Raw genomic sequence first — 26,798 nt, 5'->3', positions numbered from 1 at the left:
AAAGGAGGAAAGCCATGCTTTCATTTACCCAGCCCCTGAAGGGGATGGCAGAATTTGAAGAAATAGAGAAAAGCCTTGAGAAAAATCAGGGCATTGTGCAGATCACAGGCTGCCTGGAATCCCAGAAGGCACATCTGATCCATGGGCTTTCCGGCAAAACACCTATGCGCCTTGTGATCGCAGGAGATGAGCGCCAGGCTAAGGAAATCTTCGAGGACTTGCGCTTTTATGACAAAAATACCATGTTTTACCCGGCGAAGGATCTTCTCTTTTTCCAGGCAGATATTCAGGGAAATCTGTTGATCCGCCAGAGAATGTGTGTGATAAAGGCACTTCTGGAGCAGAAAGAACTGACGGTGGTTACTAGCATTGACGGCTGTATGGATTATTTGATGCCTCTAGAAGAAATTGGGAAAAAGGTGCTTCATTTCTATTCTGACAGCGTGATCAACATGGATGTGCTGAAAAATACCCTTGTGCAGCTTGGATATGAACGCGTAGGACAGGTGGAAATGCCGGGACAGTTTTCTGTGCGCGGTGGTATAGTAGATATTTATTCCCTTACAGAAGAGAATCCATGGAGAATTGAGCTGTGGGGAGATGAAGTGGATTCTATCCGAAGCTTTGACGCAGAGAGTCAGCGCTCTCTGGAAAATCTGGATGAGATTGCCATTTATCCAGCTGTGGAGTGGAATGACGGCAAAAAGATGGTATCTTTTGTGGATTATTTTCCTAGGGAAAAAATGCTTCTGTTTCTGGACGAACCCAACCGTATTCTGGAAAACGGACTGGGCGTAGAGGAAGAGTATGCCGCCAGCCGCACACATCGTGAAGAAAAAGGGGAAAAGAACCTTCCGGTTCAGTGGCTTTGTGAATTTTCCAAGGTTCAGAAAGAACTGAATAAGCTTCGTGCTGTGTCATTGTCAGCACTGGAGCCAAGAGGCGTGGAGTGGAATTTTGCCCCGGAGAAATACAATCTGACGGTGCAGAGCGTAACTTCTTATAACAGCAGCTTTGAGCTTCTGGTGGAGGATCTGAAAAAGTATAAGAAAAAAGGCTACCAGATTGCCTTGCTTTCCGGTTCCAGGACAAGGGCGGAGCGTCTGGCGAAAGATCTGCAGGAGCATGAGCTGAATGCTTTTTACGGTTCAGATTATGACCGCGTGATCAATCCAGGGGAAATTATGGTCCTCTATGGACACGCCCGGAAAGGCTTTGAGTATCCACTGATCAAATTTGCGGTGATCACAGAGTCCGATATTTTCGGTCAGGAGCAGAAAAAAAAGAAAAAGAAAAAAGTCTACAACGGCAAGCGGATCCAGGATTTTGCAGAGCTGTCTATCGGGGATTATGTGGTCCATGAAAAGCATGGACTGGGAATTTACCGTGGAATTGAAAAAGTTGAAGTAGATAAGGTCTTAAAAGACTATATCAAGATTGAATACCGTGACGGAAGCAATCTGTATATTCTGGCGACGCAGCTGGATGCGCTGCAGAAATATTCCGGCGCAGATACAGCCAGGGCACCGAAGCTGAACAAGCTGGGAACCCAGGAGTGGAATCGCACGAAGTCCAAGGTAAAGGGCGCTGTCAAAAATATCGCCAAAGAGCTGGTGGAGCTTTACGCTGTGCGTCAGGAAAAAGAGGGGTATGTGTGTGGCCCGGATACAGTGTGGCAAAAGGAATTTGAGGAAATGTTCCCATATGAGGAGACAGAGGATCAGCTGAACGCCATTGAGGATACCAAGCGGGATATGGAGAGCACCAAGATCATGGATCGTCTGGTGTGCGGAGATGTTGGATATGGTAAGACGGAGGTTGCTCTTCGCGCAGCGTTTAAAGAGGTGCAGGAGAGCCGGCAGGTTGTTTACCTTGCACCAACTACCATTCTGGCGCAGCAGGTGTACAACACCTTTGTCCAGAGAATGAAGGAGTTTCCGGTGCGCGTGGATCTGCTTTGCCGATTCCGTACACCTGCCCAGCAGAAAAAGACTTTGCAGGATCTGAAAAAAGGACAGGTAGACGTTGTGATCGGTACTCACAGAGTTCTTTCTAAGGATGTGGAGTATAAGAATCTGGGGCTTCTGATCGTTGACGAGGAACAGCGTTTCGGTGTTACCCATAAGGAGAAAATCAAGCAGCTGAAAAAGGATATTGATGTTCTGACTCTGACTGCGACTCCCATTCCACGAACCCTTCATATGAGTATGATCGGAATCCGTGACATGAGTGTGCTGGAGGAGCCGCCTATGGATCGTATGCCGATCCAGACTTATGTAATGGAGTATGATGAGGAGACTGTCAGGGAAGCTATCGGAAGAGAGCTGCGAAGAGGCGGCCAGGTTTATTATGTTTATAACCGGGTTACAGATATTGATGAGGTTGCCCTGCGGATTTCCAAACTGGTGCCGGACGCAAGGGTGGATTTTGCCCATGGACAGATGAGCGAGAGAGAACTGGAACGGGTTATGTACGATTTTATCAATGGGGACATTGATGTGCTGGTTTCCACTACTATTATCGAGACAGGACTGGATATTTCCAATGTAAATACCATGATCATCCATGATTCTGACAAGTACGGACTTTCCCAGCTTTATCAGCTGCGAGGCAGGATCGGACGTTCCAACAGGACGGCGTATGCGTTTCTGATGTACCGAAGGAACACCATGCTTCGGGAGGTGGCGGAAAAACGACTTTCTGCTATCCGTGAGTTTACAGATCTGGGAAGTGGATTCAAGATCGCCATGCGTGACCTGGAGCTTCGGGGGGCTGGAAATCTGCTGGGAGCACAGCAGCATGGGCATATGAACGCAGTGGGCTATGATCTTTACTGTAAAATGCTTAGCGAGGCGGTCAAAGAGGCAAAGGGTATTCATACTATGGAAGACTTCGAGACTACCATTGATCTGAATATGGATGCTTTTATTCCGGATACCTACATCAGCAATGAATTCCAGAAGCTGGATATTTATAAGCGCATTGCAGGGATTGAGTCCCAGCAGGAGTATGATGATATGCTGGAAGAACTGATCGACCGGTTTGGGGAGCCGCCGAAAGCAGTGCTGAATCTGCTGGCTATTGCAAGACTGAAAGCACTGGCACATCAGGGCTACATTACGGAAATCAAGCAGATGCAGCGTGAGATCAGGATCACCCTTTACGAAAATGCACATCTGAACCCGGAAGGAATTCCGCCGCTGGTTGCCAAGTACCGCAGACAGCTGCAGTTTAAACCGGATAAAGAGCCGAAGTTCCTGTTTGCACCAGTGGGGGATATTGTGCAGGCGCTGACGGTGTTTGCAAAGGAACTGATGGAATTGGTGGAAGAGGAAGGAAAGAGCGAAAAGTAGTAGACGGCTGGGCTGTTGAATGCTTTCGGATATTTTGATTTAAAGTAGTCTCTGGGTGGGGAAGATCCGATGGAAATTCGCGAAAATTGTGTGAATTCTATCAGATTTTCCCCTTTCTACTTGCCCTCATGGGAAAAAAGTTTTATACTCTTATTAGCGTGTCCGCATTGGGAAATCATGCTGGCTGTGCGTGGTGACTAAGCGGCACATCAGTGAAAGGGTAATTGGTGATCAATATGAAGAAAATCGTGAAGAACACAACCGTAGTGGCATTAAGTGGCGTAATGGCAATTGGAATGCTTTCCGGATGTGGAAGTAAGTCTATAGATGGAGAGAAGACTGTTGCAACTGTAGATGGCACAGACATTCCTATGGGTGTTGTAAGTCTGTATGCACGTGAGTCACAGGCACAGACGGTTGCTATGTATAAGAGCTTTATGGGAAGTGCAGGAAATATCTGGAGCCAGGTAGTAGATGAGGATGCTGGTACTACATACGGTGAGCAGGCTGTAGGACAGTTCCTGGAGCAGGTTGAGCTGATGTACATCATGAAGGAGAAGGCAGCTGATTACGGTGTTGAGGTTACTTCTGATGATGAGACTGCTATTGCAGATGCAGCAGCACAGTTTATGCAGGATAATGACGAGGACACTCTGAAGGAGCTTGCTGTTTCCGAAGACCAAGTTAAGACTCTTCTGGAGCTTGAGACTTATCGTCAGAGAATTTACGATCCGATCCGCAATGAGGCTGAGGTTAACATAACGGATGAGGAGGCACAGCAGTCTTCTTTCAGCTATGTAAGTATTTCCATCAGTGGAGATGACCTTACCGATGATGATATTGCTACCCGCAAGGAGCAGGCACAGGAGATCCTGGATAAGATGAAAGAGGATCCGACAGCAGACATGGGCGAGACAGCCAAGGCTGTTGATGATACTTACAGCGGACTGACCGGAACTATTTTCACAAATGACAGTGATGATGAGGATATTTCCAATTCTTATGATGACGCTGTTGTAGAAGCGCTGAGAACTCTGAAGGACGGCGAAGTTTACGGCGAGCTGGTTGAGACTGATAGCAGCGTATACGTGCTTCGGATGGACAAAGTAAATGACGAGGATGCAACCGCTTCCAAGAAAGAGTCCCTTGAGAACACCAAGCGCAGCGAATACTATTCCGAGACAACTCAGAAATGGCTGGATGATGCTGATATTACTGTAAATGATAAGGTGCTTTCTACTTTGACAATTACAGATGAGCACAGTTTCACAATTAAAGAGACTACAGCGGATACAAGTGAAGATGCAGCAGCAGATACAACAGATGCTACTGAGGATACTACTTCTGAGGATGCCGAGGCAGCAGATGAGAGCGATGATGCTGATACTGCTGAGACAGATGCTGCAAAGAGCGACAGCGCAGAGGAAGCTGATACTACAGACAGCGCTGACAGTACAGACGAGACTGCAGAAGCGAACAGTGCAGACAGCAAGGCCGAGGACAGCAGCGAGAGCGCTGATTCTGAGGAGAACGCAGAGGATACTGCAGAAGAGACAACTGAGGAGAACTAAAAGTGAGATAAAGACCGAAACTTGTTATATCGTATGTATTGCAAAATGTTTTCTGAAAGAATTGAGATTATATAAAGTGGAGAAAATGATAAAAGAGCCTGCCTGGGGTGATTCGGGCGGGCCCTTTGTCTATACAAAGTAAAATACTTATGAAAAAAGCTTTTCGCTACAAAGTAAGGTTTCAGAAAATGCAGGTACAGCAGATTGAACATGTGGATAACAATTACACAGGGGGACAACATGAAAAAGATACTTCTTATTGCAACCGGGGGAACCATTGCTTCCAAATATACAGCAGAGGGGCTGGCACCGCAGATTTCCGCAGATGAGCTGTTGGAATATATTCCTGAAGCCCGGGAATTCTGCACCATTGATACCGTTCAGCCTTTTGCCCTGGACAGTACCAATGTGTGTGCAGACCATTGGCTGAAGCTGGCCAGACTGATCGAATCCAAATATGAATTTTATGATGGCTTTGTGCTTTGCCATGGAACGGACACTATGGCATATACAGCTGCTGCTTTGTCTTATCTGATCCAGAATAACCGCAGACCTATCGTGATTACCGGTGCCCAGAAACCTATTGACCTGGCAATTACAGATGCACGTTCCAATCTTCTGGACAGTCTCCGCTTTGCCTCTCACGACCGCGCTCATGGAATTTCCATTGTGTTTGGGGGAAAAGTGATCGCAGGAACCAGAGCAAAGAAGGAATTTTCCAAAAGTTACAATGCCTTTTCCAGTATTAATTATCCGGATATTGCATCCATTCACGATCAGAAGATTATTTTTTATATTGATGACAAAGACCAGTCCACCAAGCCACTGGTGTTTTATCATGAGATGAATCAGAAGATTTTTCTGCTCAAATTGATTCCGGGGATTGACGGGAAAGTATTGGATGCTCTTTTTCCCTCTTATTCCGGACTGATCATTGAATCCTTCGGCGTAGGCGGTCTGCCTCATTACGAAAATGATAATTTTATAGATGCGATCGCGCATTGGATTGAAGCTGGCAAGCCTGTGTGCATGGCGACCCAGGTTACCCATGAGGGAAGCGACATGGAAGTTTATCAGGTTGGAAAGGTCATCAAGGAACGGTTCCCGGTGCTGGAGTCGTATGATATGACGCTGGAGGCGTCTGTGACGAAAATGATGTGGGCGCTGGGACAGACACGGGATATGGAGAAGTTTAAGGAGTTATTTTATACGACCATTAATCATGATTTATTGTTTCTGTAAGTAAGTCTTGAAATTTTCTGGAGTGTTAAGCTAAAATAAAAAAGCTGAAATTATGGAGCTGATAATACTTTCAGAGAATCTTTATGGATGGAGCGCAAGGCAACAGACTCAATTCATATCAGAGATGGGATATCGGTTTTGAAAACATATTTTCTGGAATACTGGAGGACATATATAAATGAACAAAAAAGAAATTTCTGAAATCAAGAAACAGCTGACACCAGCCAATTGCAACATTACCAGAATTTGTGGATGCTATGTGGATGCTGAAAAGAATAAAAAAACAGAACTGAAAGAAGCGTTCCTTTCCCTCTCCGAGGAAGAAATGTTCAAATATTTTGAAATATTCAAGAAAACCCTTTCTGGTACTCTTGGAAAGAACCTGATGAATATGGAATTCCCTCTGGCAGAGGAAAAAGAGGGTGGCAAACACGAATTCCTCATGAAGCTCCGCGCCAGTAAACTGAAGGATGACGCTTTAATTGAGAGCTTTTATGACAAAATTATCGAAAATTACGATTATCCGGAAAATTACTACATAATCCTGGTACACGCTGTGTACGATATCCCGGGAAGAACTTCAGATGGAATCGATATGGATGATGCTTCTGAAGAGATTTATGAGCACCTTCTTTGCAGTATCTGTCCGGTGAAGCTGTCTAAGGCAGGTCTTTGCTACAATGCGGAGGCAAATCTGATCCAGGACCGTATCCGTGACTGGATCGTGGAAATGCCAGAGAACGGCTTCCTTTTCCCGTTATTTAATGACAGAAGCACAGACATCCACGGCATGCTCTACTATTCTAAGAATGCAGAGCAGCTTCACGATATTTTTGTGGATGAAGTGTTTGGCTGTACTGCTCCGCTTTCCGCAGGCGGACAGCGTGATTCCTTCAATATGCTTGTAGAGGAAACCCTTGGGGACGACTGTCAGTATGACACCGTTATAGGAATCCATGAGAAGTTGAATGAGATCATCGAAGCCCAGAAAGATTCTCCAGACCCGGTTGTGCTCACCCAGTCTGAGGTGAAACGTCTCTTTGAGGACTGTGGTGTAGAAGACGAAAAACTGGAAACCTTTGATAACCAGTATGAGGCTGTTGCTGGGGAAAAAGCCACCATGGTAGCGTCCAACATCACCAACACTCGTAAGTTCGAGATCAAAACGCCGGATGTAGTGATCCATGTAGAACCAGATAAAGTGGAACTGGTGGAGACCAGGATCATTGACGGCCGCAAGTGTCTGGTGATTCCTATGGAAGACGTAGAGATCAACGGAATCCGTGTGCGGATGGGTGGGGAGAACGGTGAGGAATCCGAGGAAGAGTTTGAGTAATATTCTTGGTTGTGATAAAATTTTTTTGCCGGATATGAAGTATAAAAGGCTTGTTGTAAAAGAAATAGTTGTAAAACAAATAGTTTTAAAACAGGAAGGATGCAATTCTTGGCGAGTTGCATCCTTCCTGTTTTTGCCTGGATGAGGGTTTCACAATTTGGGAATGTAAATTGTGGGAATGATTTTGGGGCGTAGTCTGGAATTAAGAATATCAGAAGTAAAACCTAAACAATTCTACAATTGTAGAAAAAAGTGATTGACATTTAACTTCTACAGATGTAGTATATAACCAACTTCTACAAAAGTAGAAAATGAAAGGGGATTTTACCATGAAAATAAAAATGGTTAAAATGATAGCACTTATGGCGGCGGTGACATTAAGTGGTTGTTCAGCTGGAACTTTAGAAAATACCGGAAATTCCGCCTCTAATTCTGCTGCAAATATGGTATCTTCAAATAAAAAGGCTTCTTCATCCACGAAGGGATCAAATACTGCAAGTTCCACTGGTACGGCAAGTAATACTACAAGTGGTGCAGCAGGTAATACCGCAAATAGCACAGCAAGTAATACCACAGCTGGCACAGCAGGTAATGCCACAGCTGGCGCAGCAGGTAATACCACAGCTGGCACAGCAGGTAATACCACAGCTAGTACAGCAGGTAATGCCACAGCTGGTACGACAAGTAATACCACAACTGCCCCAACAGATGATGCATCCGATATTCTTTCCACCACAACAATCACCCTGTATGATAGTGATGGAAATACAGTTTCTGTGGAAAGAACAATTTACAAAAATTATGACTGCGAATATGTAGATGCTGATGGTATGGAATACAGCACCGATGATGATGTCTATTTTACAGATGAAAATGGAAAGACCTACCAATCCTTAAATGACAGTACCCATTATTTTGGTGCCGAGTTAGAGCAGCATGTATTACAGGATGCCAATGGAAACAGTGTGACAGTTACAGAAACAACTAATGGAGATTATTACTATATGGATGATAATGGCACTGGTTATATTGACAACGGCGACGGAAGCTGGAGTGATGAGAACGGCAATAGTTATACAGAATAAGAGGAGGAATGCGGCTGAAAGCTTTTTTCAAAAAGGTGTCAGGCTGTATACCATTCTCGGACTGTAGAAATGTGGTGTTTGGCTTTTTTAGTCAGACACCTTTTTTCGTATTAAAGACTGGCAAAAATCCTCAGTGGAATAAATCGCAGTGCTGTGTTAATATAGAAGAAAATTGTTATTGTTCATTGGTAACGCAAAATCGCAGAAAGGACGGCTGGCTTATGGGAAGCTACCTGAATCCGGGGAATAATAAATTCAAAAGAGCGGTGAATTCGGATATTTACGTGGATAAAACAGGATTAATGAAATATACAAATAGTATTGTCGATACGCTGCAGTCCTGTGTATGTGTCAGCAGACCAAGGCGTTTTGGAAAGTCTATGGCAGCAGATATGCTTACGGCTTATTACAGTAAGGGCTGTGATTCCAGAGAACTCTTTTCCAGTTTGGAAATTGCCAAGGATGAAAACTTTGAGGAACATTTGAATAAATACGATACCATTTTTCTGAATATGCAGGAATTTTTGAGCAGAAGTTCAAATGTGAAGGAATTGTTGGAGAGAGTAGAAGGCAAAGTAATCCGCGAATTGAAGAAACAGTACCCTGATGTGGAATTATATGACGAAAATGATCTGGCGGAAACTATGCAGGATATTTTTGCAGAAAGTGAGTGCCCTTTTATAGTTATCATTGACGAGTGGGATTGTATTTTCCGGGAGTTCAAACATGATAAGGCTGCGCAGGAGATTTACCTTGATTTTCTGCGTGATCTGCTTAAAGATAAAGAATACATTTATCTTGCCTATATGACGGGGATTTTGCCAATAAAGAAATACGGAACCCACAGTGCACTGAATATGTTCGATGAATTTTCCATGATTGATCCAGGCCCATTGGCTGAATATGTAGGTTTTACAGAAAAAGAAGTAGAAGCACTTTGCCAGAAGTATCAGATGGATATTAATGAGATCAAAAACTGGTATGATGGTTATTCTTTTGAAGAAGTGGAATCTGTATACAGCCCGAAGTCGGTTGTGAGCTGCATGCGCCTAGGAAAACTGGGAAATTATTGGAATCAGACAGAGACTTTTGAGGCATTGCAGATTTATATTGATATGAATTTTGAAGGACTCCGGGATGATGTTCTGAGAATGATTGCAGGAGAAGCAGTACCAGTAAATACAGGAATTTTTACCAACGATATGATAACTTTCAGAATTAAAGATGATGTGTTGACATTGTTGATTCATTTGGGGTATCTGGGGTATCATTATGCAGAAAAGACTGTTTTCATTCCAAATAATGATATTCGCTTAAAATTTATCTGTGCATTTTTAGATATATATGTAAAAGCTAGTTTGAAAATACAATACAGAAAAGAGGAATCCATATGACTCTGGCACAACTTCGTTACGCGATTACGGTGGCAAATTCCAATTCCATGAATGAAGCTGCCCGGAATCTTTTTATATCACAGCCCAGTTTATCCTCAGCAATCCGTGAACTGGAGGAGGAAATCGGAGTAGAGCTTTTTCGCAGGACCAACCGTGGAATTTCCGTCACCCCAGAGGGAGAGGAATTCCTGGGCTACGCCCGCCAGGTGGTAGAGCAATACGAACTGATCGAATCCAAATACGTTTCCAAAGAACATACCAAGAAGAAATTCAGTGTTTCCATGCAGCACTACACCTTCGCAGTAAATGCCTTCGTGGAAATGGTGAAGCAGTTCGGAATGGACGAATACGAATTCGCCGTCCACGAAACCCGCACCTACGACATCATCACCGACGTAAAAGATTTCAAAAGCGAGATCGGCATCCTTTACCTGAACGACTTCAACCACAAAGTCCTGGAGAAACTTTTCCATGAGTTCAATCTGGAATTCCACCCAATCCTGGAATGCAGCATCTATGTCTACATGTGGAAAGGCCATCCCCTTGCTGACCGCGACCTGATCACCCTGGAAGACCTCCGCGAATACCCTTGCCTCTCCTTCGAGCAAGGCACCTACAACTCCTTCTACTTCGCCGAAGAAGTCCTGAGCACCTACGAATACAAACGCCTTATCAAAGCCAACGACCGCGCCACCCTCCTGAACCTGATGGTAGGCCTCAACGGCTACACCCTCTGCTCCGGAATCATCTGCGAAGAACTAAACGGCTCCGACTACTGCGCCGTAAAGCTTGACTCCGACGAGGTCATGACCATCGGCTACCTTGCAAGAAAAGGCACCACGATCAGTAAGTTAGGACAGAAGTACCTGGAAGAAATTGCCAAATACAAAGACAAAGCATTACGATAATCCACATACTTACATAAACTTCCATTTGGAACTAAAGCTGAACCTAACCACCCACTACATCCCCCCACTTTCAGTTTGGGCGGAAACAGCGCAGCGCCTTCCCGCCCAAACGTCCGCTGCGCTCAACTGCCCAATACCCAGTACACAGCCAGTGGGGGAGGGATAAATCTAAGCGAGCCATTTAAGGAGCGCCCTTAGTGGCGGTGAGATCCATGACTTACGGAGACTTATGCGAGAGGGCTCTCCCGAGCGCATTAGTCGCAGTTAGTCATTAGCTCACCAGAACGTTGCGACGGCGAGCGTGATTTATCCCTCCCCCGCTGGCGTCCACTTTAGCTATAGCTTTACCCTATAACTAGCCCTAACTTTTATGAATTAACACTTTTACTCCAATTGTGTTATAGTAACCATATCGACGATGAAACACCACTTAAAGGAAAGAGGAAAGACATGTCTTCAATATTAATCCAAGATGTGAGCAAAACCTTCGAAACCAAAGACGGTTCCGTACAAGCCCTGAAACACGTAAGCCTCTCCATTGAAACCGGAGACATCTACGGAATCATCGGAATGTCCGGTGCAGGAAAAAGTACCCTGGTACGATGTATGAACTTTCTGGAAGTACCATCCGAAGGAAAAGTATTAATAGACGGAAAATCCCTCAGCGAATTTTCCCCAAAAGAACTCCGCAAAGAGCGAGAGAAAATAGGAATGATTTTCCAGCATTTTAACCTGCTCATGCAGAAAAACGTACTGGAAAACGTCTGCTTCCCACTGTACATCCAGGGGAAGAAAAAAGCCGAAGCAAGAGCAAAAGCCCTGGAGCTTCTGGAAATCGTAGGACTGGCAGACAGAGCGAAAGCATATCCCGCACAGCTCTCCGGTGGACAGAAACAAAGAGTGGCAATCGCCAGAGCCCTGGCCTCCGATCCACAGATACTGCTCTGTGACGAAGCCACAAGCGCTCTGGATCCCCAGACCACATCCTCCATACTTGAACTTTTGCAGGACATCAATCAGAAATTCGGAATCACCATTGTGATCATTACCCACCAGATGTCAGTTGTCCGTGAGATTTGTACTCATGTGGCAATTATGAAAGACGGTGAAGTAAAAGAACAAGGCCTTGTAGAAGAAATCTTCAGCCACCCAAAATCACAGGTAGCCAAAGAACTGATTAGCAAGGATTCTGGAAACGACGTAGAAAGCAAAAAGCTTACCCAGTCCGAAATCCAGGACGGCGAAATCGTTCGAATCGTATTCTCTGAGAACTCCGCATTCGAACCAGTAATCGCAAACCTTATATTAACCTTCCACGAACCTGTAAACATTCTGAAGGCAAACACCAAAAACGTAGGCGGTGTAGCCAAAGGAGAAATGATCCTCCAGTTCATGAGTGACAGTACCAATGTACCGGAGATGAAGAAATTCCTTACAGAACGTGGACTTGAGATAGGGGAGGCGAACTGATTATGTGGACGAAACAAGTAACCGATATGATAATCGCAGGTGTAGGGGAAACATTATATATGACCCTGTTTTCCACCTTCTTCGGATATGTATTTGGAATGCCCCTTGGAATCCTGCTGAAAGTATCCGACAAAGAGGGTCTGCGGCCAAACGCAGTACTATATAAGATCCTAGATGTGATCGCAAATATTTTCCGAAGCATCCCATTCCTGATCCTGTTGATCCTGCTCATTCCATTCACCAGATTTCTGGTAGGAAAAAGCTATGGAACCACAGCCACTATCGTACCCCTTACCATTGCGGCAATCCCTTTTATCGGACGAATGGTAGAGTCTTCCTTAAATGAGGTAGACCCGGGAGTTATCGAGGCTGCAAGATCCATGGGAGCAAGCAACCTTCAGATCGTATTTAGGGTAATGCTGGTAGAAGCAAGAACATCCCTGATCTCAGGAGCTACCATTGTAACAGGAACTATCCTTGGTTACTCCGCAATGGCAGGAACTGTAGGAGGAGGCGGACTTGGAGACATTGCAGTCCGTTACGGATACAACCGCTGGCAGACAGACATTATGCTGGTGACAGTTATCCTTCTGGTAGTACTGGTACAGATTTTCCAGACTATTGGTATGTTGATCGCCAACAAGCTGGATAAAAGAAAATAAGTCAAAAAATGATTGTAATGTAGAAACTAAATATATTTTTAAAAAAAGAGGAGGAACTTTATTATGAAAAAATTAATCGCAGCAGCACTCACAGGAGCATTAGTACTTGGAACCGTTGGAACATCCGTTGTTTTCGCAGCAGATGATGACAAAACCATCACAGTAGCAGCATCCGAGACACCACATTCCGAGATCCTTGAAGCAGCAAAACCGATCCTTGAGGAAGAGGGATACGACCTTGAGGTAACGGTATTTGATGATTATGTACAGCCAAACGAAGTTGTAGAGAGCGGCGATTTCGATGCAAACTACTTCCAGCACATTCCATATCTGAACAGCTTCAACGAGGAAAAAGGAACCCACCTTGTAAATGCAGGCGGAATCCACTACGAGCCATTTGGAATTTATCCTGGAACAAAATCCAGCCTTGATGATATCGCAGATGGCGACACAATCGCAGTACCGAACGATACCACAAACGAGGCAAGAGCACTTCTTCTTCTCCAGGACAACGGAATTATCAAACTGAAAGACGGTGCTGGCCTTGAGGCAACTGTAAACGATATTGAGGAGAACCCATACAACGTAGAAATCGTTGAGCTTGCAGCTGAGCAGGTAGCACGTGTTGCAGAAGAGACTTCTTACATTGTCCTTAACGGAAACTATGCACTTCAGGCAGGTTATTCTGTATCCAAAGATGCACTTGCATATGAGACCTCTGATTCCGAAGCTGCAAAAACATATGTAAACGTAATCGCAGTAAAGGAAGGAAACGAGAACAGCGACAAGATCAAAGCTCTTGTAGACGTATTAAAATCTGACGAGATCAAAGATTTTATCAACGAGAAATATGACGGAGCAGTTATCCCGTTCGAGGACAGCGATGACGCTGAGACAGGAGATGCTGAAGCAGCAGATGACGCTGACGAGACTGCAGCTGCAGAAGCTGACACAGCAGACGAGACAGCCGAGGAGACAGACGCTGAATAATCTGTAAAAATTAAACAGGGTTTTATTAAGAGAGTGATTATAAATCGGATTGAAATGCATTGGAAAAGATACATTTCAGTCCGATTTTTGCCTGTAAAAAAAGCAGTGTCCAATATATGGAACAGTACATAATTATGGAATAGGGTGACCTTCAGCCCTCTGCAAAAACAGTTGAAAAACCTTATAAAATCTGCTATTATAAAAACGAATTTTTGTAGGTATCGAGGTGAGGCCAAGTGAAAAAAAACGAATGTGCGAACCGGCTTGTCTGCCTGTTTTTCAGTGTGGCAGTTGCGGTTTTGTGTGTGCTTTTTGCAGGCATGGAAGCGAAGAGCATTATGCATGTTTACGATCTGAAACCGGCCTCAGCTTCTTTGATTTCACCAGAGCTTTCCAGAAGCACCCGGACAAGTGCAGAAGAACTGACAGGACTTCGGCAGGTGTCTGTAAGGCTGGAGGCGGACCAGCGCCTTCGCCACAGGTCAGGCGTGGAAATTGTGGTGCTCATCATGTTGGCAGTTCTGCTGGCGAATACCGTATTTTATAAAGCAAAGAAACGTCTGCTGACCAGAAATGATGCTGACGGCAGACGGTTTATTATCTGTTACATCCATCATCAGGATGGACAGAAACACTGAAGATCATATACCATTGTTTAATATTGCTGATTGCTGCAAGTGTTTTCATTATGAGTAAAGCATTGCAGTGGAGAGCAATTATTTTCCATGTAAACAAACGTATATGATTGGAGGTATGACACTATATGTTACTTAATATTTTTATAGGAGTAATGATTGTTGCAGCCATTGCTGTCGGCATCTGGATGGCATGGTTTGACAGTCATGGAGGAAAGAAATGATAGCACAGATTTTTGCAGTAGTAATTTTCCTGGCGATGTTCATTCTGATCATCACAGAAGTATGGGAAAGACATATTGTTACGCTGGGATGTGCGCTCCTTACATTGATTCTTGTATTTGGAATCTGTATGCACAGCCCCTCAGCAATTATTGAAACACTGAACATACATAGTATTTTTTCACCGGGATTCTGGCACACAGCAGGTGAAGCAAGCGAAGCTTCTGCTGGAATCAACTGGGAAACTATCGTGTTCATCGCTGGTATGATGATCATGGTAGAAGGCATGGCAAACTCCGGATTTTTCCGCTGGTTATGCATGAAGATCGCGAAACTGGTTAAATACCAGATTATCCCGATCTTTATCACATTTATGCTCCTGTCCTTTGTACTTGCTATGTTTATCGATAGTATCACCGTAATCCTGTTCCTTGCAGCGGTTACCGTAGAACTGTCACAGCTGCTGAAATTTAATCCGGTACCAATGATCCTTGCAGAGATCTTCTGCGCCAACCTTGGTGGATCCGCTACCATGTGCGGAGATCCGCCGAACATTATCATTGGAACATCACTTGGATTTTCCTTTGCAGATTTCGTGACAAACACAGGTCTTATCGCGGTGATCGCACTGGTGCTGGTTGTAATCTATTTTTACTTTATTTTCCGCAAAGAGCTTACCGAAAATGCGGGAAAAATTGATCCGTCTACGTTACCGGATCCGGAAGAAGCGATTGTAAGCAAGAAGGGTTTCACCATCAGCTGTGTGATCTTCCTCTGCGCTGTTGTCCTTCTGGTAACACATTCCCAGACAGGGCTTACCGTATCCTGTATCGGTGTATTTATCGCAGCAGTGACACTGATCACTTCCGGAAAAGATGCTTTGGACCTTCTGAAAAAGGTTGATTACAAGACACTGCTGTTCTTCGTAGGACTTTTCGTAGTTGTTGGCGGTCTGGAGCAGACCGGTATCCTTACGATCCTGGCTGGATTTATTGGAAAAGTCAGCGGCGGAAACCTGATGGTAATGATCGCCATCATTATCTGGGTATCTGCTATCGCAAGTGCATTTATTGATAACATTCCGTTTGCAGCTACCATGATCCCGGTTATTGACAGTCTGGCAGCCGCACAGGGAGTTGATATTTCCATTCTGGCATGGGCTCTTGCAATGGGTACTGACATCGGCGGAAGTGCAACCCCGATCGGAGCTTCTGCAAACGTAGTCGGTATCGCAACAGCAGCCAAGAGCGGTCACATGATCAAATGGGGAAAATACTGCAAGGCAATGGCACCTGCCACGATCCTGGTTGTCCTCGTTTCCATGCTGATGATTTATGCTAGATATTTATAATGCCATAAGGGGGAAGTGTAGAACTGTCAATTATCAGAGAAAAAGCAGTGCCAAAGATCTGGCATGCCATGAATAACTGACAGTTGGTCTTGCCCGCTTTTAACGGCATTTTATCCGGAAAAATCCGTGAAACAAGAGCGGATTTCTCTGGTTAGAAGGGAGGATACCATGAAAACACAAAAACAGGTGATCATTTCCATCGGACGAGAGTTCGGAAGCGCAGGCCATGAAATTGCAGAGCGAATCGCCAAGCGCTATGGACTTTCTTTATACGATCACAATCTTTTACGCGAGGTGGCAGACAGCCATAACGTAAATCCAGAAGAGCTGGAAATCTTTGACGAGATGAAGCACAACAAATTTCTTTACCGCACAGTGAAAGGAATGAGCAGTTCTCCGGCAGACAACGTTGCTATGATGCAGTTCAATTTTCTTCGGGAAAAGGCTGAAAAAGGAGAATCCTTTGTAGTTGTAGGACGTTGCTCTGAGACAATCCTGAAGGATTATGAGGGCCTGATTTCCATCTTCATTATTGGAGACATGGATCAGAAAATTGCCCGTGTAGCCCGTCTTTATGGAAAAACCGATAAAGAAGCTGAGCGCTTTATCAAAGAGAAAGACAGAAAGAGAAAGAAATACCACGACAGTCATTGCAATTCCAAATGGTCAGATTCCCATACCTATGATCTGAGTCTGAACAGCAGCACTCTTGGCGTGGAGGGAAGCGTTGAATTTCTTTCATCTTATATTGACAAAAGGATATCAAAAATGAAATAATAAGCTTAATGACAAAGGTTCTGCCAGGACGCATACAAGTGTCAGGGCGGAACCTTTGTGGTTTTTGTGGCCGCAGTCAGTAAGAGTAGTCAGAAATAGTTCTGATGTTGGGAAGGTGCTACCCTAAAGCCACGAACTCTCATTTATCCAGGAGGAAAATTTATGTTCACTGATGACGAAAAAGACTACATTATGCGTATGATCAAAGAGATTGCCCGTGTCCTTGCCAGCGTCATGCTTGGGAAAAAATATGTCCAGGTGGAATTGCCGGTAGAATCCAAATATCAGATTTCCGGAGACAAGCTTCACCATATGAAAACCATGGTGGACAGAGGCGAGATCAACGAGGCAGAGAACGAACTTCTTGACCGGATCGATTACGCTGACAAAGAAGCTCTGGCAGAAGCTATGTTTTTCTACGAATATGCTGCATCCAAAGGGGATGAATTTCTGGAAGCGCACAACTATTCCCTGGAGGAAATAAGGGATGGGATCCAGCAGCTGGCAGAAGATGCTGGATATGGAAATATTATAAATATGCTTGATATAAAATAGAATCTCTTGTGATATATGAAATACTGCGATTTTATTAAGTCTGCGCCCAAAAGTATTTTTGCCAAGTGGGAGCGCCATAGGCGTGGAACAGCTGACTTTCCTATATGGAGATGTCGCCGACAGGCGGCATGTCCGTTTAGAGTGAAATTGTGATCACGCTTAAAATGATGAGGAGATTATAAGATGTTTCTTGAAAAAAACAGAGACCGGATAGAAAAAGACTTTGAAGATTTTTCCAGGGAACTGCCAGGAAAAGCGGAAGAGATAAAGAAGAGAATGGAAGCACTAAGTCCTGATATTGTGATCGGAATGAAATATCTGTACAGCAATATGCCCTACAGCGATGTGGGAAACTATACCTTTGACACTTATCTGGATTATGTGCAGCAGGGAATCTATCTCTGGGAAAATTCCCCTTATGTAAAGAATTATCCAGAGCTTTATTTCCTGAATTACGTGCTTTTTCATCGGACAAATGATGAAGAAATCAAACCATGCCGTACCTATTTCTGGAAAAAAATAAAGGATAAGGTCCAGGGGAAGGCCATGGTGGAAGCTGCACTGGAAATCAATCACTGGTGTGCGGGAGAAGTGATGTACCAGGGAACGGACATGCGTACCGGCTCCGCACTGGAAATTTACAGAAGCGGTGTAGGCCGCTGTGGTGAGGAAGCCGTCTTTGTGGTAAATGTAATGCGAAGTGCCGGAATCCCTGCAAGACCAGTGTATGTGCCGAGATGGTCCCACTGTGATGACAACCACGCCTGGGTAGAGGTCTGGTGCGATGGCGACTGGCATTATCTGGGAGCTTGCGAGCCAGAAGCTGTTCTGGACAAGGGCTGGTTTACCAATGCAGCATCCAGGGCCATGATGATCGGCTCCAGATGGTATGACCGCGCTATGCCAGACGAAAAAGTGATCGGAAAAGACGGAATGAACCGGATCATCAATCTTCTTGGTAAATATGCCAAAACCAGGTGGATCACTATTACAGTGGAAGATCTGGATGGAACTCCGGCTGCTGGGGCAAAAGTACGGGCTGAGGTAATGAACTATGGGGAATTTTCCCCGATTGCAATAATGGAAGCAGACAAAAATGGCTGTATTTCCTTTGAAACCGGTTTTGGAAGCCTGCTGATCTGTGCTGTTTATGATGGTGCTTACGGGGAAAAGGTAATCGACACAAGAGAGGACGACCATTTTACCTGTACTCTTGGTGAGGAATATGAGGATGAGCTTTGGGTGGATTTTGACATGAATGCACCGGAGGATACCGGCAGAATAAGATGGAATATTACCCAAGAACAGGAAGAAGAGAATAATCACCGGATTGCCGCTGAGGCAGAACACTGCCGCCGTAAGATTGAGAAATTCCAGCCGCTGTGGAAGCGCTGCCTTTTTGGACATACCATGAAGGAAGTGGAGCCTATGATGGCTGTTTTGTCTGAGAAAGACAGAAGGGATGCTTTTCCAGAAGTGCTGGAGGGCCATTATCAGGAGGCCTCGGTTTATCGCGAATTTAATCCAGATGAGATTTACATTCCATATGTATGGAATCCCCGCGTGGAAAATGAGGTCCTTACCAGGTGGAGGAAGAAGATCCTGGGCTATTTTGACAAGGGGCAGAGGGATGCTTTTGAAGCGGATCCCAAGAGCATCTGGACCTGGATCGAAGAGAACATTTCAGTCCGCAATGACAAAGAGCGCCTGACTGCATACACCACTCCTGGTGCAGCACTGGAGCTTGGAATTGCCGGAGAGAAATCCCACAAGGTGCTTTTCGTGGCAATCGCCAGAACCCTGGGAATCCCGGCACGTCTGAATCCTGCTGATGGAGCTATTGAATATTGGGATGGAATGAGGTTTGTAGCAGTATTGGAAGAGAGCCGGAAGGAATCCCATCTTACAGTCTTCGCCGGGGAAAAAGGGGACTGGAATTATTTCCAGAACTGGACCATTGCGGTGACAGACGGAAGAGGATACCTTACCCTGGATTTCAGCGACCGCAAGTGGGAAGCTGGAAAACTGGAATTGGATATTATGCCGGGAGATTACCGGATCCTGACTGGAAACCGTCTGCCAAATGGAAACATTCTGGGAAAAAGATACGATTTTCATATTGAAAAAGATGAGACGAAGCGGGTGGAACTGGAGCTTCGGGAGTATTGTCTGGAGGAAATGTTCAACCGTCATTCCATTCCGGATTCCAAGCTGACCGATCGGGCTGGAAATCAGGTGCTGGTGTCTGAATTGACGGGAAGAAGGCGCTGCGAACTGTCTGATGCAGAGCACATAGATGTTCCTTGCAAGGCAGACGAAGGGCTGGATGCGGCTGTAGCCTTTGGAGACGCTGCCAAACGGGAGAATAGTCTGGTTGCGCGCAATATTCTCTTCTGGTTAGAAGAGGGCCGCGAGCCTACCGAGCACATCCTCAATGAAATGATGGATTTGAAAGAAAAATATGAAAAAATCCAAAAGCAGGTTATATTTATCCTTCGCAGTAAAGATTCTTTAAAGAATGCTACTATGGTGAAATGTCTGGAACTGTTCCCTGAAATTCAGGTGTACTTCCACGATTTCGGCAAGGACAAGGAAATGACCGCCCGCCGCATGTACGTAGATTCCGAGAAGCTGCCGCTTATGGTCATTACCGAAGGCCCTTGCCAGGGCATTTTTGCAGCAGCTGGATACTCTGTGGGTATGGCGGATATGCTGATGAGGATTTTTGAGGCATGAACCGGGACCAGATTAAATATGCAGCCATGTTTACCATGCTATTAAACCATATTGCAAACGTTTTCCTGGAACCAGGTACCTTCCTTTTTGAGGTGATGGTGGACGTGGGTTATTTTACCGCTATCACCATGTGCTACTTTCTGGTAGAAGGCTACGGCTACACCCGCTCCAAAGAGAAATACGGCAAACGGCTTCTGCTGTTTGCCCTGATCTCCGAAATTCCCTTCTGTCTTGCATTTACAGAAGAAGGAACTATCAGTTTCGTAAGTATGAACATGCTATTCACTCTTTTCCTGTGCTTCCTGATTCTCTATGCAATGGAAAAAATCCCTTCAGGAACCCGGCGGATACTCTGCATCTTGGGCCTGGTATTTGCCTCCGCCTACAGTGACTGGGCCCTTCTTGCCCCCATCTTCACCTACTGGTTCGCAAGCGGTGGCCTCCGGGATGCACAGGGGAAAATGCTGCCAGCCGGCGGCCGGAATGCTGATCAGAAAAGCCATCTGGCTGGCGGCCAGAATCCTGAACGAAAAAAACTTTTATGGAAGGTTTTCGGAAAGGCAATGCTGTTCTTTGGTCTGTTAAACCTTGTAGAAAACATGGAGCAGACCACTCCTGCCAGGGCTGTTATCCAGTCCCTCGGCGCCACCGCCGGAATTTTGCTCTCAGCACTTTGCATCATCTATCTCTACAACGGAAAGCGCTCCGAAAAACATCGAACCTTTTCTAAGTGGTTCTTCTACATTTTTTATCCGGCACATTTGCTAATATTAGGTATATTGAGAATTGCTATTTAGTGGGTTGAAAAGTTCTTCAGGAGGGACGCATTTGGACAATGTGTATTACTCACTCGCCGGCGCAACGCTGCAGCGAACTAATCGCTAACTGCGACTAATGCGTTCGGGAGAGCCCTCACGCATAAGTCTCCGTAAGCGCTGGATTTCGCTTACGCTAAGAGCGCGCCTGAAATGGCTCGCTGGAGTAATACACATTGCCCAAATGCTGTGTGTCGGCTGGAACTTTTCAACACACTAAATAGCAACTGAGAAAACCTTGTACAATAAAACCGGCTATGCTAAAATAAAGAAAGATTTCAGGGACAAAGCAGTTTGTCCCTTGTTTTACGTTTAAAGAAAGGACACCCCTATGTTTCACATAATCCCCGACAACTTTTTTGTCCCATTATCTTCTCCAAACCGAATTGTATACTGGGAATGTATCAGCCGCCTTTTTGCCATTATGGAACACCAGTTCTCCTTTGGCGTGGAAAGAGAAGTGCTGGTAGACGAGCTGGAATTTTATTTTGGACAGGAAAATGCGGCCCAGCTGGTGGAAGAAGAATTCCAGGCTGATGACAGCCGAAGCCGGGCTAACGGCATTTTGCGCCGCCTGGAATACTACGGCTGGATCGAAGTGGAAACAGACAAAAGCTACGTACAGCGTGTAAACTTCAAGGAATACGCTGTGAAAATAATCAAAACACTCCTGGATATCGCAGATGGGAAACAAATTGAATACCAGGGGTACATTTATACCATCTACAGTCTGGTAAAAGGCACCATGGATAAGCCGGGTATCGTGCTCATGCAGATCTGGGAAAACACTGACTACCTGATCACTGGTCTGAAAAACCTCAATTCCAACATCAAACACTACATTGATGACCTTACCAGACACAGCACGGTTGCCCAGATTATGGATGCACTGTTTAACGACTACATTACCAATATTGTAGACAAAGCCTACCACCGCCTGTTGACTTCTGACAATGTTTCCAAGTTTCGTCCGGAAATTATGCAGTGCCTGGAGAAAAGAAGCCACAATGAGGAATTTCTGGAAAAGGCATCTGCAGAGATTGCAGCTATCCGGGAGGTTTCCGAGGAAGAGGGGCGGGAATTGACCTACCGTTATCTTCACGAAATTATTGAGGCTTTCCGCAATATGGACGAGATTCTTCAGGAAATCAACCAGAAAAATACCCAGTACCAGCGAGCTGCCATCAACCGTGCCAAATTTCTCCTGGCAGGAAATGAAGATGTGCGGGGGCAGCTGAAAGAAATACTCATGGGAATTAATGAAGAAATCAACCGGGAAAATATGGATCTTGGGGGAATCTACCGCATTGATTTTCTGGATGATCTGGTGCGTATTTACCAGTGCTCTATTCTGGAACAAAGTTCTCTGTATCTGGCAGTAGAAGGCAAAAAGGAATTCATCCCCTCCAGTCTGGAGAGTGAGGAACCAGACGAAGAGCTTCGCCGTGAGAAAATGAGAAAGATGGCAGAAAAGATCCGGAAAGTGATTAGTGTAGAGAAAATTCAGAACTACGTAAACCGTTATCTGGCGGAAAAGGATGAGCTGGAAGCAAGCCAGCTTCCTCTCAATAATGAAGAGGATTTTATCAAACTGATTTATGTGCGCCTTTACGGTCAGCGCAAAAATATGGGATATGTAATAGAAACGCTGGAAGAACGGGAAGTAAACGGCTACCGTTTTAAAGATTTTCGGATACGGAGGAGAGAAAATGGAATATCTGGAAGGAATGCTGCAAAGAGAAAAGGATAATTTCAGCAGGGTTTGCAACCGTCTTCTGGGAACCTGCTTTTTGTGCAAAGGAAACCAGAATACCAAAGCAGATTATTATTTTGTGCTGAAATACAGGAAAGAATTTAAAGAATATCTGGGCGTTCTTGGCTATCGTCTTGAGATAAACGAGGAATATGGAGTGATTCAGCTGACCAGTCCGAGAGGGTATAACCGGATGAATCTGAAGCTTTATGATTCCATTGTACTTCTGATCCTGCGAATCCTTTACGATGAAAAGAAGCGTGAGCTTTCCGCAATAGAGGAAGTAATCGTAAACCTTGGAGACATTCAGGATAAGTTTGTGAGTCTTAATATCCGTGACAGATTAATCGACAAAACCACCATGCGAAATGCCCTGAGCCTGTTCCGAAGATATCAGATCGTGGAGCTTCTGGATAAGGATATGGGAGATGAAGAATCTCGTGTTCTGATTTACGACTCCATTCTGATGGTGGTACGTGCAGAAGACATTAAGGCAACATATGAGAAACTTGAGACATACAGAAAGGGAAGAAACGAAAGCGATGAAGAAACTGACGAGGATGAAGCTGATTAACTGGCACAGGTTTAATAACTGTACCATAGAGTTTGGAGATTCCACTCTTTTATCTGGTGAAAACGGCGCTGGAAAATCCACTCTTCTGGACGCAATCCAGTTTGTGATCATCTGTTCCACCGGTTATTTTAATAAGGCGGCCCACGAGAATGGCAAGCGAAGGCTTACCGGATATATCCGTTGTAAAACAGGAAAGGAAAACCAGCCTTATGAGCGTACCGGTGAGATCAGCGCTCATGTTGCCCTGGAATTTTATGAGGAAAGCAAGGATAAATATTTCATTATCGGTGCTGTTGTGGACTCTGCTTCTGAGGGCCAGGAGACTACAGTGCGGTATCTGATGGAGAATACCAGGATCTCAGATGATCTTTTCCTGTACGGAAACCAGGTGAAATCCATTGCAGAATTCCGTGGTTCCAACATTGATATCCGCCAGTGGTGCAAGACCAATGTAGAAGCCCGTAGAATGGTCACAGCAAGACTTGGAAGGATTGAAGATAAGTTTTTCCGTCTGATTCCAAAAGCGCTTGCATTTAAGCCAATCGACGATATTAAGGACTTTGTTTACTCTTACGTGCTGGATGAAAAAGAAGTCAATATTGATGTACTTCGGGAGAATGTGCGTACTTATCAGGATATGGAACGTACCCTTGATAACGTGAAAAAACGCATGAAAAAACTGAAAAAAATACAGGAATTGTACCAGCGTGTACAGGAGCGTATTGAAAAGGACAGGATGTACGAGTATTTCCTGAAACGTAGTGAGCTGGAGCTTGTGGAAGGACAGCTTTCCAATCTGGAAACTGCCAGAAAGAACGAAGAAATCCGTCTTTCCCAGGCGAAAACCCAGCTGGAAATGCTTCAGAAAGAGCGCTCTGAAAAGCAGGAAATTGCCACAAATATCCGTGTAGAACTGCGCCATAACCAGGAATTTGTAGCTTTGGAAGAGGAGAAAAAAGAGCTGAAAAGGCTTCGGGATAAGAGACAGGAAGCTCTGAATGAGGAGACGGAATTGAAGAAGAGCGTGGCTCAGGCGGCCAGGGACTGCGAGAGTTTATTGCAGACTATGGGGGCAGGGAACACTTCCAGATATTCTGCAGCAGTTTCTACCGAAATGAGTCAGTCTGCAAATGCAGAAAATGAAACTGGCGTAGATTTCGCTTCCTGTATCCGTGAATACCGGAAAAAACTTCAAACTCTGGATGGTGATATCAATGTAACAGAAATAAAGAGCCTTACAGATGATGTAATCCATTTCAAACAGATGCGCTATGGAGAACTGCAGGAAGAGCAGGCGCAGCTGAAGATCCGGCTGAATCAGAACCAGACAGAATGGGAGAAATTAAGCAAAAAGATCAATAAACTGAAACGCAAAAAGCTGACTTATCCATCTGGAGTAGAGCTTCTTGTGGAGTCTGTACAGGAAGAATTTGCGGGTATTGGAAGAGAAATCCAGCCTGGAGTGCTCTGCGAAATGCTGGAAATTAAGGATGAGGAATGGCGAAACGCAATAGAGGGGTATCTGAATACGCAGCGTTTTTATGTGCTTGTAGAACCGGAGAACTTCGATATTGCACTTGGTATTTATGACCGTCTTCGAAGAGAGAAAAAGGTTTACGGAGTAGGTCTGATCAACACGAAAGATCTGGAAAAATACGACACTGCGCCTGCTGGAACTCTGGCAGAAGTAGTCACATCCCAGAACAAATATGCCCGTCAGTACAGCAACATGCTCCTTGGAAAAGTACAGATGTGCGAGCGTTACGAAGACCTGAAAAAGTATTCTGTTTCTATCACAAAGGGCTGTATGAGATATCAGAACTGTGTGGCAAGTGCCATCAAACCAGAGGTATTTCGTGTGCCGTTTATCGGCAAAAATGCTTTTACCGTACAGCTGGCACAGGCTGAAGAAGAATTTCAGAAGCTTAGTGAAACAATGGAAAATCAGGAGAAAAAGCTGTCTGACACAAAAGAGATTCTGGGACTTCTTTCTACAGAAAGTGACGTGGATATTAAGTACCGTCTGGATGTGATCGCTACCCTTCGTATGTTAAATAAATCCATTGATAAATGTGAGGAAAATATACGAAAACTGAAAGAAAATTCCACCCTGATCCAGAAGCAGCTGCAGCTGGATGAGCTGGAAAAAATGCTTAGGGGATTGGATTACACCATCAGCTCCGACACGGAAAAAATCGGTGGAATGCGTGCCCGGATCCAGGATTTGGTTGCCAGAAAACAGACACTTCTGGAAAAACAGATTACCGGAAAGAGTGAGGTAACCACTCTTGCAGCAGATGCGGGAGAACGTTTAAATAGCTGGAATCGGGAATATAAGGAGGCTCTGGGAGTAAGATCAATTGAGCAGTTTCAAAGTGAATATTTTTATAAACTGCCTTCTAATAAGAGAAAATATAACAGTGAGAGATGTCAGATTGCCAAAGACAATATGATAAATGCCATGGTGGAGTATAAGACCGAGCATGATTTTGGTGCAGCTGCCAGTCTGGATGGTTTTCCTGAATTTGAGGCGGTATATGAACGTTTGAAAAACTCTGAACTTCTTGATTATGAGGAGAAAGTACAGTCTGCCCATAAAGCGGCAGAAACAGAATTTCATGAGCAGTTTCTGGCGAAATTACAGGAGAATATGAAGCTTGCCCAGGGGGAATTTAAGGAACTGAACAAGGCGTTAAAGGGCATTGATTTTAGCAGTGAACGCTATGAATTCCAGTTTATGCCAAGTAAAAAATACCGCAATTATTATGAAATGATCATGGATGATTTCAATGTGACACAAGGCGAATCCCTATTTTCGGGAATCTTCCATGAGGCTCATAAAGATGTAATCGAGGAGCTGTTTGAACAGCTTTCGGTAAGTGGAGATAACAGTGCACAGGCTCTTGACGAGTTTACGGATTACCGTACTTACATGGATTATGACATTAAGATCATTCATAATGACGGCACCTATTCTTACTATTCCAAGGTATGTGAAGAGAAGAGCGGCGGTGAGACACAGACCCCGTTTTATGTGACAGTGGCAGCCTCTTTTGTGCAGCTTTACAGCAATAATATTGGTGGCGAGGCAGCTGGACTGGTGCTCTTTGATGAGGCCTTTAATAACATGGATGATGAAAGAATCGGCGGCGTTTTGGAATTCCTGAGACGCCTTCCATTACAGCTTATTATCGCCGCTCCTCCAGATAAGATCCAGTATATCGGCCCGGCTATGGATGAAGTGATGCTAGTAATGACAGATCAGAAGCAGAGTTATGTGGAGGAATATCACAATGCAGTATGACTAGTACATCGAATATTAAGTAACTGCCATATTGACTTGTCTGATTTTTCATCTGCTGCGTTGTC

The 26,798-nt window shown here is 44.7% G+C and carries 19 protein-coding genes; all 19 read left to right on the top strand.

Annotated elements, in window-relative coordinates:
* Window positions 1–14: 14 nt before the first annotated feature.
* Window positions 15–3,353, top strand: coding sequence for a transcription-repair coupling factor (gene mfd / locus AB5618_RS04510; protein WP_173715774.1), 3,339 nt, complete (start codon window positions 15–17; stop codon window positions 3,351–3,353).
* Window positions 3,354–3,589: 236 nt separating this feature from the next.
* Entirely contained in the window at window positions 3,590–4,924 is a 1,335-nt protein-coding gene (locus AB5618_RS04505) for an FKBP-type peptidylprolyl isomerase (RefSeq protein WP_195982739.1), read from the top strand.
* 240 nt (window positions 4,925–5,164) lie between these two features.
* A complete protein-coding gene (locus AB5618_RS04500; protein ID WP_118583704.1) occupies window positions 5,165–6,166 on the top strand; it encodes an asparaginase in 1,002 nt (333 codons plus the stop codon).
* Between the two features lie 178 nt (window positions 6,167–6,344).
* Window positions 6,345–7,502 (top strand): DUF4317 domain-containing protein, encoded by a 1,158-nt coding sequence (locus AB5618_RS04495; RefSeq protein WP_173719236.1) that lies wholly within the window; start codon window positions 6,345–6,347, stop codon window positions 7,500–7,502.
* Window positions 7,503–7,831: 329 nt separating this feature from the next.
* Window positions 7,832–8,587, top strand: coding sequence for a hypothetical protein (locus AB5618_RS04490; protein WP_173719237.1), 756 nt, complete (start codon window positions 7,832–7,834; stop codon window positions 8,585–8,587).
* Window positions 8,588–8,808: 221 nt separating this feature from the next.
* Window positions 8,809–9,981: an AAA family ATPase gene (locus AB5618_RS04485; RefSeq protein WP_173719238.1), complete on the top strand. Its 1,173-nt coding sequence runs from the start codon at window positions 8,809–8,811 to the stop codon at window positions 9,979–9,981.
* Window positions 9,978–10,889 (top strand): LysR family transcriptional regulator, encoded by a 912-nt coding sequence (locus AB5618_RS04480; RefSeq protein WP_118583712.1) that lies wholly within the window; start codon window positions 9,978–9,980, stop codon window positions 10,887–10,889. Before AB5618_RS04485 ends, AB5618_RS04480 begins: the two co-directional genes overlap by 4 nt.
* A gap of 450 nt (window positions 10,890–11,339) precedes the next feature.
* Complete coding sequence (locus AB5618_RS04475) at window positions 11,340–12,359, top strand: methionine ABC transporter ATP-binding protein (RefSeq protein ID WP_173719240.1); 1,020 nt, start codon at window positions 11,340–11,342, stop codon at window positions 12,357–12,359.
* A gap of 2 nt (window positions 12,360–12,361) precedes the next feature.
* The gene (locus AB5618_RS04470) at window positions 12,362–13,021 is read left to right on the top strand and encodes a methionine ABC transporter permease (RefSeq protein ID WP_173715778.1); all 660 of its coding nucleotides are present in this window, start codon (window positions 12,362–12,364) and stop codon (window positions 13,019–13,021) included.
* 63 nt (window positions 13,022–13,084) lie between these two features.
* The gene (locus AB5618_RS04465; RefSeq protein WP_148461575.1) at window positions 13,085–14,011 is read left to right on the top strand and encodes a MetQ/NlpA family ABC transporter substrate-binding protein; all 927 of its coding nucleotides are present in this window, start codon (window positions 13,085–13,087) and stop codon (window positions 14,009–14,011) included.
* Between the two features lie 236 nt (window positions 14,012–14,247).
* Window positions 14,248–14,649, top strand: coding sequence for a hypothetical protein (locus AB5618_RS04460; protein ID WP_173717209.1), 402 nt, complete (start codon window positions 14,248–14,250; stop codon window positions 14,647–14,649).
* A 217-nt stretch (window positions 14,650–14,866) separates the two neighbouring features.
* Window positions 14,867–16,219: an SLC13 family permease gene (locus AB5618_RS04455; RefSeq protein WP_148461577.1), complete on the top strand. Its 1,353-nt coding sequence runs from the start codon at window positions 14,867–14,869 to the stop codon at window positions 16,217–16,219.
* A gap of 168 nt (window positions 16,220–16,387) precedes the next feature.
* The gene (locus tag AB5618_RS04450) at window positions 16,388–16,996 is read left to right on the top strand and encodes an AAA family ATPase (protein ID WP_148461578.1); all 609 of its coding nucleotides are present in this window, start codon (window positions 16,388–16,390) and stop codon (window positions 16,994–16,996) included.
* A 162-nt stretch (window positions 16,997–17,158) separates the two neighbouring features.
* Window positions 17,159–17,551 (top strand): DUF6483 family protein, encoded by a 393-nt coding sequence (locus tag AB5618_RS04445; RefSeq protein WP_148461579.1) that lies wholly within the window; start codon window positions 17,159–17,161, stop codon window positions 17,549–17,551.
* 183 nt (window positions 17,552–17,734) lie between these two features.
* Complete coding sequence (locus tag AB5618_RS04440; protein ID WP_195589235.1) at window positions 17,735–20,287, top strand: transglutaminase domain-containing protein; 2,553 nt, start codon at window positions 17,735–17,737, stop codon at window positions 20,285–20,287.
* Complete coding sequence (locus AB5618_RS04435; protein WP_368366524.1) at window positions 20,284–21,084, top strand: TraX family protein; 801 nt, start codon at window positions 20,284–20,286, stop codon at window positions 21,082–21,084. Before AB5618_RS04440 ends, AB5618_RS04435 begins: the two co-directional genes overlap by 4 nt.
* Before the next feature lie 349 nt (window positions 21,085–21,433).
* Window positions 21,434–22,852 (top strand): Wadjet anti-phage system protein JetA family protein, encoded by a 1,419-nt coding sequence (locus tag AB5618_RS04430; RefSeq protein WP_368366523.1) that lies wholly within the window; start codon window positions 21,434–21,436, stop codon window positions 22,850–22,852.
* Window positions 22,812–23,429, top strand: coding sequence for a DUF4194 domain-containing protein (locus AB5618_RS04425; protein ID WP_173734757.1), 618 nt, complete (start codon window positions 22,812–22,814; stop codon window positions 23,427–23,429). Before AB5618_RS04430 ends, AB5618_RS04425 begins: the two co-directional genes overlap by 41 nt.
* A complete protein-coding gene (locus tag AB5618_RS04420; RefSeq protein ID WP_173734756.1) occupies window positions 23,398–26,733 on the top strand; it encodes an ATP-binding protein in 3,336 nt (1,111 codons plus the stop codon). Before AB5618_RS04425 ends, AB5618_RS04420 begins: the two co-directional genes overlap by 32 nt.
* Window positions 26,734–26,798 lie beyond the last annotated feature (65 nt).

Origin of the sequence: Ruminococcus sp. J1101004sp1_RTP21198st1_B9_RTP21198_201120 (genome assembly GCF_040924245.1) — a bacterium.
GTDB lineage: Bacteria > Bacillota > Clostridia > Lachnospirales > Lachnospiraceae > Blautia_A > Blautia_A faecis.
The sequence above is the reverse complement of the archived record's forward strand: the minus strand, read 5'-3'. Positions and strand labels throughout refer to the sequence as shown.

Bases quoted from the DNA above. Each gene is read 5' to 3' on its own strand.
- mfd (WP_173715774.1), top strand. From the start codon at position 15: ATGCTTTCATTTACCCAGCCCCTGAAGGGGATGGCAGAATTTGAAGAA.
- AB5618_RS04505 (WP_195982739.1), top strand. From the start codon at position 3,590: ATGAAGAAAATCGTGAAGAACACAACCGTAGTGGCATTAAGTGGCGTA.
- AB5618_RS04500 (WP_118583704.1), top strand. From the start codon at position 5,165: ATGAAAAAGATACTTCTTATTGCAACCGGGGGAACCATTGCTTCCAAA.
- AB5618_RS04495 (WP_173719236.1), top strand. From the start codon at position 6,345: ATGAACAAAAAAGAAATTTCTGAAATCAAGAAACAGCTGACACCAGCC.
- AB5618_RS04490 (WP_173719237.1), top strand. From the start codon at position 7,832: ATGAAAATAAAAATGGTTAAAATGATAGCACTTATGGCGGCGGTGACA.
- AB5618_RS04485 (WP_173719238.1), top strand. From the start codon at position 8,809: ATGGGAAGCTACCTGAATCCGGGGAATAATAAATTCAAAAGAGCGGTG.
- AB5618_RS04480 (WP_118583712.1), top strand. From the start codon at position 9,978: ATGACTCTGGCACAACTTCGTTACGCGATTACGGTGGCAAATTCCAAT.
- AB5618_RS04475 (WP_173719240.1), top strand. From the start codon at position 11,340: ATGTCTTCAATATTAATCCAAGATGTGAGCAAAACCTTCGAAACCAAA.
- AB5618_RS04470 (WP_173715778.1), top strand. From the start codon at position 12,362: ATGTGGACGAAACAAGTAACCGATATGATAATCGCAGGTGTAGGGGAA.
- AB5618_RS04465 (WP_148461575.1), top strand. From the start codon at position 13,085: ATGAAAAAATTAATCGCAGCAGCACTCACAGGAGCATTAGTACTTGGA.
- AB5618_RS04455 (WP_148461577.1), top strand. From the start codon at position 14,867: ATGATAGCACAGATTTTTGCAGTAGTAATTTTCCTGGCGATGTTCATT.
- AB5618_RS04450 (WP_148461578.1), top strand. From the start codon at position 16,388: ATGAAAACACAAAAACAGGTGATCATTTCCATCGGACGAGAGTTCGGA.
- AB5618_RS04445 (WP_148461579.1), top strand. From the start codon at position 17,159: ATGTTCACTGATGACGAAAAAGACTACATTATGCGTATGATCAAAGAG.
- AB5618_RS04440 (WP_195589235.1), top strand. From the start codon at position 17,735: ATGTTTCTTGAAAAAAACAGAGACCGGATAGAAAAAGACTTTGAAGAT.
- AB5618_RS04435 (WP_368366524.1), top strand. From the start codon at position 20,284: ATGAACCGGGACCAGATTAAATATGCAGCCATGTTTACCATGCTATTA.
- AB5618_RS04430 (WP_368366523.1), top strand. From the start codon at position 21,434: ATGTTTCACATAATCCCCGACAACTTTTTTGTCCCATTATCTTCTCCA.
- AB5618_RS04425 (WP_173734757.1), top strand. From the start codon at position 22,812: ATGGAATATCTGGAAGGAATGCTGCAAAGAGAAAAGGATAATTTCAGC.
- AB5618_RS04420 (WP_173734756.1), top strand. From the start codon at position 23,398: ATGAAGAAACTGACGAGGATGAAGCTGATTAACTGGCACAGGTTTAAT.